General features: G+C 67.6%; 18 protein-coding genes and 1 tRNA gene. 15 read left to right on the top strand and 4 right to left on the bottom strand.

What is annotated here, in order from left to right:
- From NTY77_08305 to NTY77_08290, 4 genes are all read left to right on the top strand, one after another.
- A partial coding sequence (locus NTY77_08305) for an SIS domain-containing protein (protein MCX5795478.1) occupies positions 1-286 on the top strand: 286 nt, incomplete at its 5' end.
- Entirely contained in the window at positions 270-725 is a 456-nt protein-coding gene (locus tag NTY77_08300; protein MCX5795477.1) for a hypothetical protein, read from the top strand. The genes NTY77_08305 and NTY77_08300, both read left to right, overlap by 17 nt.
- Entirely contained in the window at positions 726-1,067 is a 342-nt protein-coding gene (gene acpS, locus NTY77_08295) for a holo-ACP synthase (GenBank protein ID MCX5795476.1), read from the top strand.
- Entirely contained in the window at positions 1,064-1,975 is a 912-nt protein-coding gene (locus NTY77_08290; GenBank protein MCX5795475.1) for an NAD(P)H-hydrate dehydratase, read from the top strand. The genes acpS and NTY77_08290 overlap by 4 nt, the downstream gene beginning before the upstream one ends.
- Here the strand turns inward: NTY77_08290 and NTY77_08285 are convergent.
- The 4 genes from NTY77_08285 to NTY77_08270 form a co-directional block, all read right to left on the bottom strand.
- Positions 1,959-3,206 carry a hypothetical protein gene (locus NTY77_08285; GenBank protein ID MCX5795474.1) on the bottom strand — a complete coding sequence of 416 codons (1,248 nt, stop codon included), beginning with the start codon at positions 3,204-3,206 and terminating at the stop codon, positions 1,959-1,961. The two genes, NTY77_08290 and NTY77_08285, sit on opposite strands and share 17 nt — an antisense overlap.
- A gap of 59 nt (positions 3,207-3,265) precedes the next feature.
- Positions 3,266-3,898, bottom strand: coding sequence for a hypothetical protein (locus NTY77_08280; GenBank protein MCX5795473.1), 633 nt, complete (start codon positions 3,896-3,898; stop codon positions 3,266-3,268).
- Between the two features lie 342 nt (positions 3,899-4,240).
- Positions 4,241-5,137 carry a hypothetical protein gene (locus NTY77_08275; GenBank protein ID MCX5795472.1) on the bottom strand — a complete coding sequence of 299 codons (897 nt, stop codon included), beginning with the start codon at positions 5,135-5,137 and terminating at the stop codon, positions 4,241-4,243.
- Between the two features lie 78 nt (positions 5,138-5,215).
- The gene (locus NTY77_08270) at positions 5,216-5,590 is read right to left on the bottom strand and encodes a hypothetical protein (GenBank protein MCX5795471.1); all 375 of its coding nucleotides are present in this window, start codon (positions 5,588-5,590) and stop codon (positions 5,216-5,218) included.
- A gap of 74 nt (positions 5,591-5,664) precedes the next feature.
- On the opposite strand from NTY77_08270, the gene tsaE reads away from it, so the two are divergent.
- The 11 genes from tsaE to pth all read left to right on the top strand — a co-directional run bounded on the left by tsaE (position 5,665) and on the right by pth (position 14,560).
- Complete coding sequence (tsaE, locus tag NTY77_08265; protein ID MCX5795470.1) at positions 5,665-6,120, top strand: tRNA (adenosine(37)-N6)-threonylcarbamoyltransferase complex ATPase subunit type 1 TsaE; 456 nt, start codon at positions 5,665-5,667, stop codon at positions 6,118-6,120.
- Positions 6,117-6,719: a tRNA (adenosine(37)-N6)-threonylcarbamoyltransferase complex dimerization subunit type 1 TsaB gene (tsaB, locus tag NTY77_08260; protein MCX5795469.1), complete on the top strand. Its 603-nt coding sequence runs from the start codon at positions 6,117-6,119 to the stop codon at positions 6,717-6,719. Before tsaE ends, tsaB begins: the two co-directional genes overlap by 4 nt.
- Positions 6,685-7,125: a ribosomal protein S18-alanine N-acetyltransferase gene (gene rimI, locus NTY77_08255; protein MCX5795468.1), complete on the top strand. Its 441-nt coding sequence runs from the start codon at positions 6,685-6,687 to the stop codon at positions 7,123-7,125. Before tsaB ends, rimI begins: the two co-directional genes overlap by 35 nt.
- Complete coding sequence (locus tag NTY77_08250) at positions 7,122-9,281, top strand: tetratricopeptide repeat protein (GenBank protein ID MCX5795467.1); 2,160 nt, start codon at positions 7,122-7,124, stop codon at positions 9,279-9,281. Before rimI ends, NTY77_08250 begins: the two co-directional genes overlap by 4 nt.
- The gene (gene ispE / locus NTY77_08245) at positions 9,278-10,165 is read left to right on the top strand and encodes a 4-(cytidine 5'-diphospho)-2-C-methyl-D-erythritol kinase (protein MCX5795466.1); all 888 of its coding nucleotides are present in this window, start codon (positions 9,278-9,280) and stop codon (positions 10,163-10,165) included. The genes NTY77_08250 and ispE overlap by 4 nt, the downstream gene beginning before the upstream one ends.
- Positions 10,166-10,170: 5 nt before the next feature.
- On the top strand, positions 10,171-10,473 hold the full coding sequence (gene spoVG / locus NTY77_08240; protein MCX5795465.1) for a septation regulator SpoVG: 303 nt from the start codon (positions 10,171-10,173) through the stop codon (positions 10,471-10,473).
- 15 nt (positions 10,474-10,488) lie between these two features.
- Positions 10,489-10,559 (top strand) — tRNA-Gln (locus NTY77_08235).
- Positions 10,560-10,627: 68 nt separating this feature from the next.
- Positions 10,628-12,016 (top strand): bifunctional UDP-N-acetylglucosamine diphosphorylase/glucosamine-1-phosphate N-acetyltransferase GlmU, encoded by a 1,389-nt coding sequence (glmU, locus tag NTY77_08230; protein MCX5795464.1) that lies wholly within the window; start codon positions 10,628-10,630, stop codon positions 12,014-12,016.
- A gap of 23 nt (positions 12,017-12,039) precedes the next feature.
- Complete coding sequence (locus NTY77_08225; protein ID MCX5795463.1) at positions 12,040-13,023, top strand: ribose-phosphate pyrophosphokinase; 984 nt, start codon at positions 12,040-12,042, stop codon at positions 13,021-13,023.
- An 18-nt stretch (positions 13,024-13,041) separates the two neighbouring features.
- Positions 13,042-13,842: a 50S ribosomal protein L25 gene (locus tag NTY77_08220; protein ID MCX5795462.1), complete on the top strand. Its 801-nt coding sequence runs from the start codon at positions 13,042-13,044 to the stop codon at positions 13,840-13,842.
- A 118-nt stretch (positions 13,843-13,960) separates the two neighbouring features.
- On the top strand, positions 13,961-14,560 hold the full coding sequence (gene pth, locus NTY77_08215) for an aminoacyl-tRNA hydrolase (protein ID MCX5795461.1): 600 nt from the start codon (positions 13,961-13,963) through the stop codon (positions 14,558-14,560).
- Positions 14,561-14,562: the final 2 nt, after the last annotated feature.

Here is a 14,562-nt window from a genome sequence, read left to right as displayed (position 1 = left end):
GGTCTCCATCGTGGCCATCGCCACGCGCGCGGCGACCTACGACAAGATGGCGTCCAACTGCCAGGAGGCCAAGGCCCGTGGGGCGCAGGTGATCGCCTTGGTGACGGAGGGCGCGCCGCCCCTGCCCGGCGCCGACTATCAGATCAAGCTGCCGCCGGCGCCGGAGCTGCTCTCGCCGATCGTCAACGTCGTGCCCCTGCAGCTGTTCGCCTATCACATCGCGGACCTGCGCGGCTGCGACGTGGACCAGCCGAGGAACCTGGCCAAGAGTGTCACCGTCGAGTAACCTGCCGTCCTGGTCGCACTTCTCCCGGCCTCAGCACGTGGGGACGCGGTCCTTCGTGCTGGGAGTACTCGTGGGCATCCTGATCGCGCTGCTGCCCTGGGAGCCTGTTTTTGTCTGGCTGGCCGGCCGCTTCGACTTGGCGCGCTCCCGGCGCGAGGAGGTGAAGGCTCTTTCTCCCCAGGAGGCGCTGGCCTACAAGCTCGCTCTTTCCTATGAGCAGGTCGCGGCCAGCCCCCAGGAGTTCGCGGGCAAGCCGGTGGTCTGGTGCGTGGACCATCCGGATCCCGGGGTCTCATACCTGGAAGGACGACCGTCCCAGCCGGTGGGCTGGTCCAACGAGAAGGATGTCCCCCGCACATCGGGCCGGGGCGGGCACTGCCTGAAGATGCTCGCGGTCGTCGAGCCGTCCGGGAGCCTGCGCTACTTGGGGACGCCCTAGATGGAGATCGGGCTCGACATCGTCGAGGTGCACCGCATCCGCCGGGTGATCCGGCGCACGCCTGGTTTCCTGGCCCGGGTGTTCACCAAGGGCGAGATCGCCTACTGCCGCGAGCATAAGGACCCTTGGCCGCACTACGCCGTGCGCTTCGCGGCCAAGGAGGCGGTCTGGAAGGCCTTGGGCCAGGAGCGCATCGCCTTGAAGGACATCTCGGTCGAGCGCGACAGCCGCGGCAAGCCGAGCGTGCTCATCAGGGGCAAGCGGGCGGCCGGCCTGAAGCTTTCTTTGTCGCACGGCGAGGACTATGCCGTGGCCGTGGCGCTCAAGGAGGATAAGGCATGAAGGCTCTTTCCAAGTCCGAGCTGCGCGAGGCCTTGGTCCGGCGCGAGCCCGCGGACCACAAGGGGGTCTTCGGTCATGTGCTGCTCGTGGCCGGCTCGCGCAACATGTCCGGGGCCGCGGTCCTGGCGGCGCGGGCGGCCCTGCGCTCGGGCGCGGGCCTGGTGACGGCCGCGGTCCCGACCGGCATCCAGAGCCTCGTGGCCGCGCAGGCTCCGGAGGCGCTCACCATCGGCCTGCCCGAGAACGCCACCGGCTGTCTGCGGCCGGAGGGGGTCTCGCGCTTGCGCGGCGCGCACCGGGAGTCCGAGTATTCGGTGCTGGCCATCGGGCCGGGGCTTTCCCAGAACTCGGACACGGCCAAGTTCGTGCTGCTGGCCTTGAGCGCCTTGCCTTTGCCTGCCGTGGTGGACGCGGACGCCTTGAACATATTGGCCGCCCAGGAAGCTTCGGGGGTGCGCCAGCTGATGAAGGGCCGCAAGCTGCCCTGCATCTTCACGCCGCATCCGGGGGAGATGGCGCGCTGCCTGGGGTCGGACGCCAAGCGCGTCAAGGAAGATCGGATGGCTTGCGCGGAGCGGTTGGCTCGGGAGTGGAACGGGGTGGCGCTTTTGAAGGGGCGCGGGACCTTGATTTCGAGCGGCTCGCGCACGGCGGTCAATCCGACGGGCTGTCCGGGCCTGGCCAAGGGCGGCACCGGGGACGTGCTCACGGGGCTCATCGCCGGGCTCTGGGGGCAGATGCTGGCCTCGGGGCGGGGGCGCGGGGACCTGGCTTTCTGGGCCGCGGCTCTGGGGGCTTGGCTGCACGGCCGGGCCGGGGAGCTGGCCGAGGCCGAGAAGACCGGTTATGCCATGACCGCCCAGGACGTCCTCTCGCACCTGCCCGCCGCCTTCAAGGAACTCTCCTAGCCGGTGTCAGGCTTCTCCGTTCTCTCATCCGAGAGAAGAAGCCGTGCGCGATGGCCCGGGCGATCAGGCCGTTGGCCTTCGGCGTCGGGTGGCCGTCTCCTCGGTAGGACAGGGTCTCATCCGATTGCCAAGACACGCGGTCGGAGCTCGCGAGCCGGCGCAGGTCTTCGGGCAGTTCCGGCACGTCGCTCCAGCCCAGGAAGGTGACCCGGGGATGGCCGCGGTACTTATCGAAGAACGGGTTTCTGCCCAGGGCTTCCCATATGACCAGCTGGCCCTTGGTCTCATCGATGAACGCGACGAGCTGGGAGAAGATGGCCTGCAGGTCCGCGAGGGTGTCGGCGTCCAGCGCATGGCGGCGGCTGTATCTGCCCCCCAAAGACACGCCCATGCGCATGAGGTCCCGGGAGACGCCGCATTCGTCCAGGGCGTCCACCAGACGTTGGGGCAGCCCGAACTTGACCCTTTGCACCTCCCATGGCTCCAGGTCATAGTACCCCAGGAAGCTCATGACGTAGAGGTCGGGATGGACGTCCTGGCCCGCGGCGATGAGCGCATGGACATAGTACCAGAGCGCCGCGGGGGTGTTGGCGATGTCGAGGACCTCCCACTTCCTGGAGTCCAGGGCGTCGAGCTCTAGCTCGAGCTTGCGATGGAGCATGCCATCCTCGGTCGGGATGCCGTAGCCCCACACGTTGGAGTCGCCGACCACGATCGCTCGCCTGACCCCGGGCCGCGGTCGCGCGCTCCACTCCTTGTCCCGGTACCCGAACGAATTGGTCTGGATGACCGAGTCGGGGATGCCGGGCTTGCCGCTCGGGATGACGTAAGGGCCGCGGCTCAGGCCGAAAGGCGTGTAGAAGGCGTAGCGGTTCGTCTCGGCATGGCCGGGCCCCCTCCAGGCTCGGGGAGCCCCGGCCATGACCGCGAGCACGGTGGCCGCGGGCAGGCACCAGCGCAGCCATCTCGGCCCTCCGATCTCCGCAGCGAGACGGCGTCTGAGCAGGCCGTAGCCCGCGGCGGCCGCCAGCGCGAGCGCCAGGAAGATATAGGTCTTCCCGTCAGCCCAGACGAGCCGCAGCGCGAAAGAAAACGGGACCCTGATCACGCCTAGGTACAGCTTGAGCCCCAGGTTGACGAGCAGCTTGGCCGCCGCGGCGACGATCGCGACGTACAGCGCGCCGCCGAGAACGAGCGCAAGGATGAGGGCCTTCTGCTTCCTCAGTCCCATCCCAGCTAGGATACTACAAAGGGACGGCACTGGTGGAGCAATGGAGCCACGCCCCGGGTTCAGCCTTTGGCAGGTTCCGGAGCGGTCCAGGCCAAGGGCCGCATGGGCACGAACCGCATGGGCACGGACGCCCGAGCCTTCGGCGCGGGCGCGGGCGCGGGCGCGGGGCTGGGGCAGGAGGTCCTCCCGTTCTCGGCGAGGCTGCTCACCGCCACGACGACCTTGTTGGCGATTCCGGCCAGGGGTTGGGTCGTGGACAACAGGGCTTCGACCTCCTGGACCAGGTACCAGGCTTCGACCTTGTGCTCGCAGGCGCGGATGCACTGATGCGCCTGCAGGGAATGCTCCTGGAGCGTCCTGGTGTAGTTCTGCAGCCGGCCGGCGAGCCGCAGCACGGTCTGAGCTCGGAGCAAGTCCGCATCGGAGCCGCGCGCGGACCGTTCGATGGTCCCCAGGATGGTGGAGAGTCCCGCCATCTCGACGGCCAGGGTGCGCACGTCGCGCCGGAAATTCTGCAGGTCGTAGCCGAACATGGTGTCCGTGATCTGGGCTTTCGGGCTGTTCTCCGTCTGGCGGCTGATGCGGTTGGCGCGGCCCAGAAGGGATTCCAGCTTGCTGACCAGCACGCTCACGTGGTCGCCCGCCAAGGACAGCGCGCTCTCCATCTGCTTGAGCCCCCGATCCTGCTCCATGGCCGCCTCCTTTATGAGAGAATGCCGATCAACGGCAATAGTATTGTGCGCGGAGCGCTTTCCAGCCATCGGGGGGGGGCTGAAAATCGTCTAGTGGAAACCCCGAGCCCCGGCCCTCTGCAACAAAGTCTTAACGAATCCGTACTATAAAGGGATGGCCGCTCGAGAACCAGCGCGAATCCATGATCAGATTGACGATGCGTCTTCTAAGAGACGCCCAGCCCATCCAGCCGCGCGAATGGATCTATTGGCTGAGCTGCTCCCTGTGGGTTCTGAAGGCGAGATGGGACGCTTCGTTGCACGGCGTCCTCGCGCGGTTCTAGGAGATGCTGACCGCAGGGCTCAGTAGTCCGAGCCGCCCGCTCCGGGCGGGGGCTCGAGGTCGTAGAGGCTCATGTCGAAGAAGAAGGTCCTGCCCTGCGCCGTGTAGGAGAAGCAGCCGTTCCGGTTGGCGCTGATGTTGAACCCCGCGCCCCACCAATGGAAGCCCGGGACCTCGCCTACCGTGTTGGCGCTGCTGTCCGGGTTCTGCAGGACCCGCAGCTCCGCGGCTGGGGAATTCGGCCCTGCTATGTTGCGGGTGCGGTAGCGCCGCTGCGTCCGGGGGTCCGCGACGAGGCTGCCGTCCGGTTCCCGGGTCTTGAGCTGCTCGGCCGTGTGGTAGAAGGTCTCCACGCCGGGGTCCAAGAACATGTCCGTGTACATCTGCGAGAAGCGCTCGGCCGGATACAGGTCGTACTTCGATTCCCAGAGCGCCTCGGGTATGAGCAGGTGCGAGTGCCCCATGTCCGGGAAGAACACGGCGTCTATATAATCCTGCGCGAAGGCCGCCTCGATGTGGCGGGCGACGCTCCGGATGTAGGACTCGGGCAGGACCACGGGGCCGCCGCGGCCGGCATCCTGGGGCAACTCGAAGCGCTGGGCCCGCTCGTTCCAATAGGCCCGCCTGGGCAGCCGCTTGTCGGAGGCGTAGACCTCGGCGGAGCGCTGGATCATCTCCGGGAGGCTATAGGACCAGTGGAAATCCGAGGCATAGAGCTTGGGCTCGCCCTCGTTCTCCGGGCGGCAGCGCTCGGCAGGGGGCGGCGCCGGCCTCGGCTGGTCTTGCCGCGCAGCCTGGAATCCCGCGTGCAGCTGAGCCGAGGCCTCGGCTACCGAATCTTCGAAGCTGGGAGCTTGCCCCGCGCAGGCCAGCGCAGGGAGACAGAGCAGGCCGGCAACTGAGACGATGCGCCACATATCCCCATAGTGTGGCGCGAGCCGAGGGGCACCGCCTGGGCCGACCGGCCCAGGCGGTGATGGGGCTATGGGGCCGAGCTACTTCTTCGGCTCTTCGGCCTTCTGTTCCGCGGCGGGGGCTTTGGCAGAGGCTTTGCAGGTGCACTTGTGATTCTTCTTGTACTCCTCTTTCTTGGCCGCCTGCTGCTTCTTGAACTCCGCCTTGGCGGCCTTACGCTCCGCCGGCTTCATGTCCTTGAGGGTCGCTTGGAAGGCCTCGCTGTCCGCCTTCATCTGCTTGTGGAAGGCTTGGCACTCAGCGCACATCTTCTTGCCCTTGGCGTGCTTGGGCGCGCCGGCGGCCTGCTCCTGCTGCGGGGCGGCGGCGGGCTTGGCCTGGTCTTCCGCGAACGCGACCGCGGAGGCTAGCAGCGCGGCGAGCGCCGCGAGTCCGACGAGATGCATCTTCTTCATTCGAGTCCTCCTATTCCGTTGGAGCTCAAAGCTCCCGGGAGCTGCATTATAGCGTTATTTGGCATAATGAGTGCATGGTCGTGACGAGCCGGAGCGAAGAGCAGACCTTGAGCCTCGGCCGCCGCTTGGGCCGGCTCCTCAAAGGCTTCGACGTGGTCTGCCTGGACGGCGACCTGGGCAGCGGCAAGACCACCTTCACCAGGGGCCTGGCCCAGGGCGCGGGCTCGCGCAGCCGCGTGGCCAGCCCCACCTTCGCTTTGGCCCGCATCTACCGCAGCCCCCGCTGGCTCATCTACCACGTGGACCTCTACCGGGTCGGCCCGGAGGAGACCCGCGACATCGGCCTCGAGGAGTTCACCTCCGACCCCCGCGGCATCTGCGTCGTGGAATGGCCCCGGGCCGGCGAAGCCTATTATCCCAAGGACCGCCTGGAAGTCCGCCTCTCGCATCTCAGGCGCGGCCGCCGGCTGCGCTTCGTGGGCAAGGGGCCGCGTTCGCGCCGGATCATCCGCCGGCTGGGGCTCAATTGAACCTCTTCGCCATCGACACCACCGGGGCCGAGCTCAGCCTGGCCCTGCAGACCGAAGGCAGGCTCTTCTCTTTCTCCCGCGAGCTCGCCGCTCCCAACGACGAGACCCTCCTGCCCCAGGCGCAGCGGCTCTTGAAGAAGGCTGGTCTGGCCTGGAAGGACCTCGACGCCGTCGTCGCGGCCAGCGGCCCCGGACGCTTCACCGGCATCCGCATCGGCATGTCCTTCGCCGCGGTCCTGGCCCGGCGCCTGGGCATACCGGCCCTCGCCGTCTCGCGGTTCGAGGCCCTCGCGGCCAAGACCCCCGGCCGGCTCGTCTGCGCCGTCCTGCCCGGCTGGCGCGACGAGATGTTCTACCAACTCTTCCGGAGGGCTCGGCCCGCCGCTGCGCCGGTCTGGGCCAGCGCCCAGGAATGGTCCCAGGCCAAAGCCGAGATGGCTTCCCGCGGCGCGGTGCTTGCGCAAACCGCTGTGCGCGCCCAGGACCTCCTGCCCTGCGCCGAGCGCCTCTTGCGCCGCAAACGCCGGCCCCGCTTCGAGCCCCTCTACCTCAAGCCGGCCTCTTATGAACTCAAGCACAAGGCCGGCGCAGCCGGCTGACCTCGACGCCGTCTGCGCCATCGCGCAGAGCACCCCATTCTCCGCCCGCTGGAGCCGGGCGCAGTATGAGGAGGAGCTCGGCTCCGGCCGCGGCCTCTTCGCCGTCGTCGCTGATGCCGAGGCCCGGGGCTATCTCGTGCTGCGCAAAGTCCCGCCCGAGGCACAGCTCGTCGACATCGCGGTGCGGCCGCAAGACCAGGGCCGCGGCCTCGGCCGGGCCTTGCTCGCCTGCGCCGCCCAGACCGCGCGCGCCTGGGGCTGCGCCAGGATCACCCTCGAAGTCAGCGCCGCCAACGAGACCGCTCTGCGCCTCTACCGCCGGGCCGGCTTCCAAGTTGTTGGCCGCCGCCCGAAGTTCTATAATGACCGCTCCGACGCCATCCTAATGGACCTCATCCTCGCTTGAAACGATTCTGCGCCGCCGTCTTGTTCGGCCTGATCTGCGGCCGGCCGGGCCTGGCCGCTCCTACGGCTGACGTTCATAAGGCGGCCCAGAAGCAATTCCTGCAAGGGTCGCTGCTCGAGCATCGGGGCGACTACCCCGGCGCGCTCAAGGCCTTCGAGGCCGCCCTCACCATCGACCCCCGCTCCGCCTACATCTGCCGCGAGGCCGCCGAACTCGCCCTCGAGATGGGAGACACGGACAAAGCCCTGGCCCTGGCCCAGCGCTTGCTCGATATCAGCTCCGGCACCGCCCCCTCCCATTTCATCATGGGGCGCGTGCTCTGGGCTCGGGACGCCCCGGCCGAGGCCCAGGCCGCTTTCGAGGACGCCCTGAAGCTCGACCCGCATTCCTCCGAATCCATCCTCGCGCTGGGCAGCCTCCTGGCGCAGAAGTCCCCGGACCAGGCGCGCAAGCTCCTGGAGCGCACCATCGCGGAGAACCCAGACGAAGCCAGCGAGGCCCATTACCAGCTCGCCAAGCTGGAGTTCGACGCGGGCCGCCTGCCCGCCTCCATCAGACAGCTGCAGGCCGGCCTGGCCCTGGAGCCCGACTCCTTGCCCCTGCACTACGCCTTGGCCCAGGCCTACGAGACTTCCGCCTCCACCGACGCCGCTTTGGCCGAGTATCAGCTGATCCTCGAGCTCGACCCGGCCAATGTCCCGCTCATCGACCATGTCGGCGAGCTCTTGGCCGCCAAGGGCGACAGCGCAGGCGCGCGCTCCCGCTTCGAGGCCGCGCATCGCCTGCAGCCCTCGGATGCCTTCTCGTGCCAGTGGCTGGCCGTCGACGCGGAGAAGGAGGGGGACTGGGCTCGCGCGCTGGACGACCTGAAGACCAGCGCGGCGCTCGGCGAGGACCCGGCCCTCAACCTGCGCCTGAGCTACTACGCCACGCAGGCAGGCCGGCTGACCGACGCGGTGCGCACATTGGAGGCCGCCCACGGGCGCTGGCCCGGCAACGACCAGATCGCCTACTTCCTGGCCTTGGGCTACGACGACGTCAAAGAGAGCGGGAAGTCGGTCGCGCTCCTGCGCCAAGTCCTGGAGCTCAAGCCCGGCTGGCGCGAGGCCCGCTTCCAGCTCGGCACCATTCTGGAGAAGCTCAACCGCATGGCTGAGGCGGAGAAGGAGTTCCGGCGGCTGCTGGCGGACCAGCCCGATGACGCCTCGGCCCTCAACTACCTGGGCTATTCCTTGGCCGACCGCGGCCTCAAGCTGGCTGAAGCCGAGCGGCTCATCCGCGAGGCCGTGCGCCTGGCCCCGACCAACGCCGCCTACCTCGATTCGCTGGGCTGGGTCCTGCACAAGCAGGGCCGTTCCACCGAAGCCGTCTCCGAGCTCCGCTCGGCCGCGGCGCGCGGCCCTGAGGACTCCACGGTGTGGGACCATCTGGGAGACGCCTCATCCGCCGCCGGCGAGCCGGATTCGGCTTGGCTGGCGTGGAAGCGCGCCGAGGCTTTGGCCGAAGGCCCCAGCGCCGCCGGCCGCAAAGCGGCTTCTTTGCAGAGGCGCTTCTCGCCCGAGGACCTCGGAGAGCTCTACCTCGAGGACCTCGCGGCCGTGCACGGCCGCGCCGTCAAGCTCAGCGCCGTCTGCCGGGTGGAGGCCGAGGCCCTGGGCCGCCGCTTCGCCTACGACGGCATGCTCACCTTCCGGGGGCCCAAAGAGCTCTCTTTGGACCTGCTGGGGCCGCTGTTCACCCCGCTGTTCCGGGTCCGCCTGGGGCCCGAGGGCTTCTCCATGGACGCCATCCGCGTCGAAGGCGTGGACCCCGACCTCATCCGGCAGGCCGTCGATCAGGTCTTCGCCGCCTTGCGCGAATACCTCTCGGGCGACCTCTTCATTGTGAGGCCGGCGCGCTACGAGAAGCGCTGGTGGCGCCGGGGCTGGCTGAAGGCCGCGGACCGCCGCCTGGACCTCGACGCGAAGGGCATGCGCCTGGCGGCGCTGACGCCGCCCGCCGGGCAGGCGGCGGTGGGCTTCGGCGATTTCGCCAAGGTCGCCGGCCATCTGGTCCCCAGGACGATATCCGTGGCCGGGCTCGGCTATGCCCTGACCATCAAATTGGACCAGCCCAAGATCGAATTCCTGCCAGAGCCCGGGACTCAGAAGAGATGATCAAGGTCCAGTGCCCGGCCAAGGTCAACCTCTTCCTGGAGGTGACGGGCCGCAGACCCGACGGCTATCACCGCCTCGCCACGCTCTTCGCCAAGATCAACCTCTACGACGTGCTGGAGTTGGAGACCGTTCCCAAGGGCGTCACCCTCGAGATCGTCTCCGAGGACTCCTTGTCGGCAGGCCCCGACAACCTGGTCTTCCGGGCGGCCGAGGCCTTCATCAAGGCCTTCCGCGTGGACGGCGGGGCGCGCCTGCGGCTGACCAAGCGCATCCCCATGGGCGCCGGCCTCGGAGGGGGCTCCTCGGACGCGGCCGGGACCCTCCTGGGCTTGGCCAAGATCTTCGACCTGCGGCTCGACGCCAGGCGCAAGGCCGTCCTCCGCCGTTTGGCCGCGGGCCTGGGCGCGGACGTGCCCTTCTTCCTGCACCCGGCGCCCTTCTGCCTGGGCCAGGGCATCGGGGACCGGCTCAAGCCTGTGCGCATCGCCAAGTCCCTCCCCTATATGGTCCTCGTCTACCCGGGTCTTCACGTCTCCACGGTGGCGGCCTATAAGGCTCTTCCGATGCCGCCACCGCCCCGGTCCGTCGTGTTGACACGGCTTTCCCAGCTTGATAGACTGATACGCAGTCTGCAGCGCGGCCGTCCCGTCGAGGAATGGGAGGGCCTGATGTTCAATAGATTGGAGAGCGCGGAGCTTCCCGTCTTGGCGCAGGTCGAGGCGGCCCGGCGGGTGCTTCTGCAACTGGGAGTCAGAGGGGCGCGCATGTCGGGTTCGGGTTCGTCGGTCTTCGGGTTCGTCGCTTCGCATTCGGAAGGGGAGGCTGCCCTGGAGCGGTTGCGGGGCTATCCCTGGAAGGGTTTCCTGACCAGCTGCGCCGGTTGACAACATTGGAAATAACGGAAATCCGCGTCCATCTACGCAACGAAGACAAGTTGAAGGCCTTCGCCACGGTCACCTTCGACAACTGCTTCGTGGTGCGCAGCATGAAGATCATCGAGGGCACCAAGGGCCTCATCCTCTGCATGCCTTCGCGCAAGATGCCCGACGGCACCTACAAGGACGTCGCCCATCCCATCAACATGGATTTCCGCAAGCGGCTCGAGGATCGGGTCATGGCCTCCTACCGGGAGGAGCTCAAGAGAGCTCCCAGCGCGCAGCCCGTCAAAGCCGCGTCCCACGAAGAGCCGTGACCCCGATTTTCCGTATCCCAGGTGGTGTAATGGTAACACAGCGGACTTTGAATCCGCTATTCCTGGTTCGAGTCCAGGCCTGGGAGATTTACGGCGTCTGCGACAATCTGGGTTCAAGAGACCGCGAATGATTATGACCATGAAGAGTCCCATAGTGAATGGACAACGGAAGGGCGGCAAGTCTCTGGGCGTGCTGATCCTGGCCGCGGGCCAAGGGACGCGCATGGAGTCGTCGCTGCCCAAGGTCCTGCACGGCGTGGGCGGCAAGCCCATGATCTTCTACATCCTGCGTCTGGCCAACGCGCTCAAGCCCGCGGCCATCGGCATCGTGGTCGGCCATGAGGCCGACAAGGTGAAGGCGGCCGTAGCCGAGCTGGTCAAGGACAGCGCCATCTCCCGCCCCATCGTCTTCATCACCCAGAAGGAGATGCTGGGCTCGGGCAACGCGGTGCTGGAATCGGTCCCGTTCCTCAGAAAGTTCAAGACCGCGGTCGTGCTTTGCGGCGACACGCCGCTGTTGACCTACGAGAGCATCTACGGCCTGACCACGAGCCACGAGGAGCAGAAGGGGCAGGCTACGCTCCTGACGGCCAAGCTGTCCAATCCCAAGGGCTACGGCCGCATCGTGCGCAGTCCCATGGGCGAGGTCCTGCGCATCGTGGAGGACGCGGTGGCCACGCCCAAGGAATTGGGCATCAACGAGGTCAACTCCGGGGCCTACTGCTTCGAGGTGGAGCCTCTGACCCAGGGCCTCAAGGAGCTGGGGCCCAAGGGCCCCAAACGGGAGCAGTTCCTCACCGATATCATGGAGCTGGTGCGCTCCAAGGGCGGCAAGATCAACGCCTATCTCAGCGGCAATCCCGAGGAGATCCTGGGCGTCAACTCCCGGGTCCAGCTCGCGGCCTCCGAGCGGGTCATCAACCGGCGCATGCTCGACCGCCTCATGCTTTCCGGGGTGACGGTCTGCGATCCGGCCTCCACCCACATCGACGCGGACGTGGAGGTCGGCCAGGACACGGTGGTAGAGCCTTTCACCATCCTGCGCGGCAAGACCAAGATCGGCAAGCAGTGCCGCATCGGGCCCTTCTGCTACCTGCAGGACGCCCAGATCGGCAACGAGTGCGAGGTCCGCCTCTCGCACCTGGTGGGGTGCCGGGTCCTCGAAAAATGCACGATCGGCCCGTTCTCCAACATCCGGCCGGACTCGGTCCTCGGGCCGCGGGCCAAGGTCGGGAATTTCTCCGAGATCAAGAACTCGCACGTGGGCTTCGGCTCCAAGGTCCCGCACCTGAGCTACATCGGCGACGCCGACATCATGGAGGACGTCAACGTGGGGGCCGGGACCATCACCTGCAACTACGACGGCAAGACCAAGCACAGGACCGTGATCGGGGCCAAGGCTTTCATCGGCTCCAACGTCAACCTGGTGGCCCCGGTCAAGGTGGGGCGGGGCGCCAAGATCGGGGCCGGCTCCACCATAACGGAGGACGTCCCTGACGGGATCCTGGCCATCGCCCGGGCCCGCCAGGTCAACAAGACATGAGGATCATGACGCCGGAGATGCCGATGACCCCGAAACTCGCCGAGCCCGACTCTCACGCGGAGGGCGCCGGAGGCACCCGCCGCCTGAAGGTCTTCTCGGGCAACGCCAACCCGCGCCTGGCCAAGGACATCTGCGCTTACCTCGGCCTTGAGCTCGGCAAGGCCCGCGTGGGACGCTTCGCCGACGCGGAGATCAACGTCCAGATCGACGAGAACGTGCGCGGCGCGGACTGTTATGTGGTGCAGCCCACCTGCCGGCCGGTCAGCGAGCACCTGATGGAGCTCCTGATCATGATCGACGCGATGCGCCGGGCGTCGGCCGGCCGCATCACCGCGGTCATCCCCTATTTCGGCTATGCCCGGGCCGACCGCAAGAGCGCCCCCCGTGTGCCCATCTCGGCCAAGCTGGTGGCCAACCTCATCACCACGGCTGGGGCCAACCGGGTCATCACCATGGACCTGCACGCGGCGCAGATCCAGGGCTTCTTCGACATCCCGGTGGACCACCTCATCGCCGCGCCCGTGATCCTGGACTATTTCCGCAAGAAGGGGCTCAAGAACCTGGTCGTGGTCTCGCCCGACGTGGGCGGAGTCGAGCGGGCGCGGGCCATGGCCAAGCGCCTGGAGGCCAGGCTGGCCATCGTGGACAAGCGCCGGCCTCACCCCAACGAGGCCTCGGTCTACCACGTCATCGGCGAGGTCAAGGACCACAACTGCCTGGTGCTCGACGACATGGTGGATACCGGCGGGACCTTGGTCAAGGTGGCCGAGAAGCTGCGCGAGTGCGGGGCCCAGAAGATCTACGCGGCGGTGGTGCACGGAGTCCTTTCCGGGGCGGCCTCGGACCTCATCGATCGTTCCGCGTTCGAGGAGATGGTCCTGACCGATTCCATACCCATCCATCACCTGGAGGGGGAGAAGATCCGGATCCTGTCGGTCGCGCCGCTCTTGGGCGAGGCCATCCTGCGTAACAACCGCGGACTGTCGATCAGCGAACTTTTTGTTTGACAACATAGCGAGGAGATCATGGAAGAGATAAAACTGTCGGTGGTGGTCAGGGACGGCAAGGGCAGCAAGAAGGAGCTCTCGGCTCTGCGCAACGAGCTGCGCCTGCCGGGCGTCATCTACGGCGGCGAGAAGCCCCCGGTGCATGTGTCGCTCTCGGAGAAGGAGCTCCAGGCCGCGCGCAAACGCGGCGGGGCCAACGCCATCCTGCACCTGGAGCTGGGCAAGGGGGTGGAGACGGTGATCGTGAAAGCCCTCCAGCGCAATCCGGTCTCCGACCGGCTGGTGCACGCCGACTTCCAGAGGATCTCGATGACGCAGAAGATCGAGGCCAAGGTGCCGCTGCGCGTGGTCGGCGAGGCGCCCGGCGTGAAGACCTCGGGCGGCGTCGTGCAGCCCGAGCTGCGCGAGCTGTCCATCAAGGCCCTGCCCAAGGACATCCCGCTGTTCATCAACGTGGACATCTCCCACCTGGAGATCGGCATGCACGTGGAGGTCAAGGAGCTGGTCATCCCGGCCGGCGTCGAGATCACCGAGCTGCCGGAGCACCGCGTGGTGTCCGTGACCACGATCAAGGTGGTGGTGGAAGAGGTGGCGGCGGTCGCCGCTCCGGTCGAGGGCGAGGTTGCCGGGGCCGAGCCGGAATTGGCTTCTACCAAGGGCAAGAAGGACGAAGACGGCAAGCTTATCAAGGAGACGGCTCCTGCCGCTGCGGCGGGAGAGAAGGGCAAGGCTCCGGCCAAGGGCGAGAAGGGCAAGGCCCCGGCCGCCGCGGCTCCCGCTGCGGCCCCGGCCAAGGCTGCTGCGCCGGCCAAGAAGTAGTCCTGGTCCGGGCTGTACCGGGCAAGACGCGGTCTGCGCGACGCGGCTTGCCCGGTCCCTTTTCATGGGGGTGGCGAGCGGGGTAACCCCCGATTAGATATTGTAGAATCCACTGACCATGATTGAGCCCGAGGCGGCAATCGGATTCCTCCGTCTCGTCGTCGGTCTCGGCAACCCCGGCGCCCGCTTCACCCGCACCCGCCACAACGTCGGCTTCCGCCTCGTCGACCAGCTCGCTGGTGACGCCCCCTGGCGGGACTTCGAAGGCCTCGGCCACGTCTGCCGACAAGGCGACCTTTGGCTCGCCAAGCCCATGACCTACATGAACGACTCCGGCTCCTTCATAGGCGCCCTCTCCCGCTGGCGCAAGATCCCCCCCGGCCAGATCCTCGTCTGCTTCGACGACGTCGCCCTGCCCCTCGGCCGCCTGCGCCTGCGCATCAAAGGCTCGGGCGGCGGGCAGAAAGGCATGGAATCCACCCTCCAGCACCTGGGCACCAAGGACGTCCCCCGACTGCGCATCGGCGTCGGCCCCCAGCCCCCCGGCATGGATTCCGCCGACTACGTCCTCTCCCGCTTCAGCTCGGAGGAGGAAAAGCTCCTCGCCACCGTGCTCGACGATGCGGTCGCGGCCGTGCGCGTCGCCTCCGAGTCCGGCCTCGACGCCGCCATGAACCGCTTCAACGCCCCGCCCAAGACCGAAGAGGCTCCCGGCTAGAT

Source organism: Elusimicrobiota bacterium, from assembly GCA_026388095.1.
Taxonomy (GTDB): domain Bacteria; phylum Elusimicrobiota; class Elusimicrobia; order UBA1565; family UBA9628; genus UBA9628.
The sequence above is the reverse complement of the archived record's forward strand: the minus strand, read 5'-3'. Positions and strand labels throughout refer to the sequence as shown.

What these genes read in the sequence shown, in the direction of transcription:
- acpS (MCX5795476.1), top strand. Translation starts at nt 726, where the DNA reads ATGGAGATCGGGCTCGACATCGTCGAGGTGCACCGCATCCGCCGGGTG.
- NTY77_08290 (MCX5795475.1), top strand. Translation starts at nt 1,064, where the DNA reads ATGAAGGCTCTTTCCAAGTCCGAGCTGCGCGAGGCCTTGGTCCGGCGC.
- NTY77_08285 (MCX5795474.1), bottom strand. Translation starts at nt 3,206, where the DNA reads ATGGGACTGAGGAAGCAGAAGGCCCTCATCCTTGCGCTCGTTCTCGGC.
- NTY77_08280 (MCX5795473.1), bottom strand. Translation starts at nt 3,898, where the DNA reads ATGGAGCAGGATCGGGGGCTCAAGCAGATGGAGAGCGCGCTGTCCTTG.
- NTY77_08275 (MCX5795472.1), bottom strand. Translation starts at nt 5,137, where the DNA reads ATGTGGCGCATCGTCTCAGTTGCCGGCCTGCTCTGTCTCCCTGCGCTG.
- NTY77_08270 (MCX5795471.1), bottom strand. Translation starts at nt 5,590, where the DNA reads ATGAAGAAGATGCATCTCGTCGGACTCGCGGCGCTCGCCGCGCTGCTA.
- tsaE (MCX5795470.1), top strand. Translation starts at nt 5,665, where the DNA reads ATGGTCGTGACGAGCCGGAGCGAAGAGCAGACCTTGAGCCTCGGCCGC.
- rimI (MCX5795468.1), top strand. Translation starts at nt 6,685, where the DNA reads ATGAACTCAAGCACAAGGCCGGCGCAGCCGGCTGACCTCGACGCCGTC.
- ispE (MCX5795466.1), top strand. Translation starts at nt 9,278, where the DNA reads ATGATCAAGGTCCAGTGCCCGGCCAAGGTCAACCTCTTCCTGGAGGTG.
- NTY77_08225 (MCX5795463.1), top strand. Translation starts at nt 12,040, where the DNA reads ATGACCCCGAAACTCGCCGAGCCCGACTCTCACGCGGAGGGCGCCGGA.
- NTY77_08220 (MCX5795462.1), top strand. Translation starts at nt 13,042, where the DNA reads ATGGAAGAGATAAAACTGTCGGTGGTGGTCAGGGACGGCAAGGGCAGC.
- pth (MCX5795461.1), top strand. Translation starts at nt 13,961, where the DNA reads ATGATTGAGCCCGAGGCGGCAATCGGATTCCTCCGTCTCGTCGTCGGT.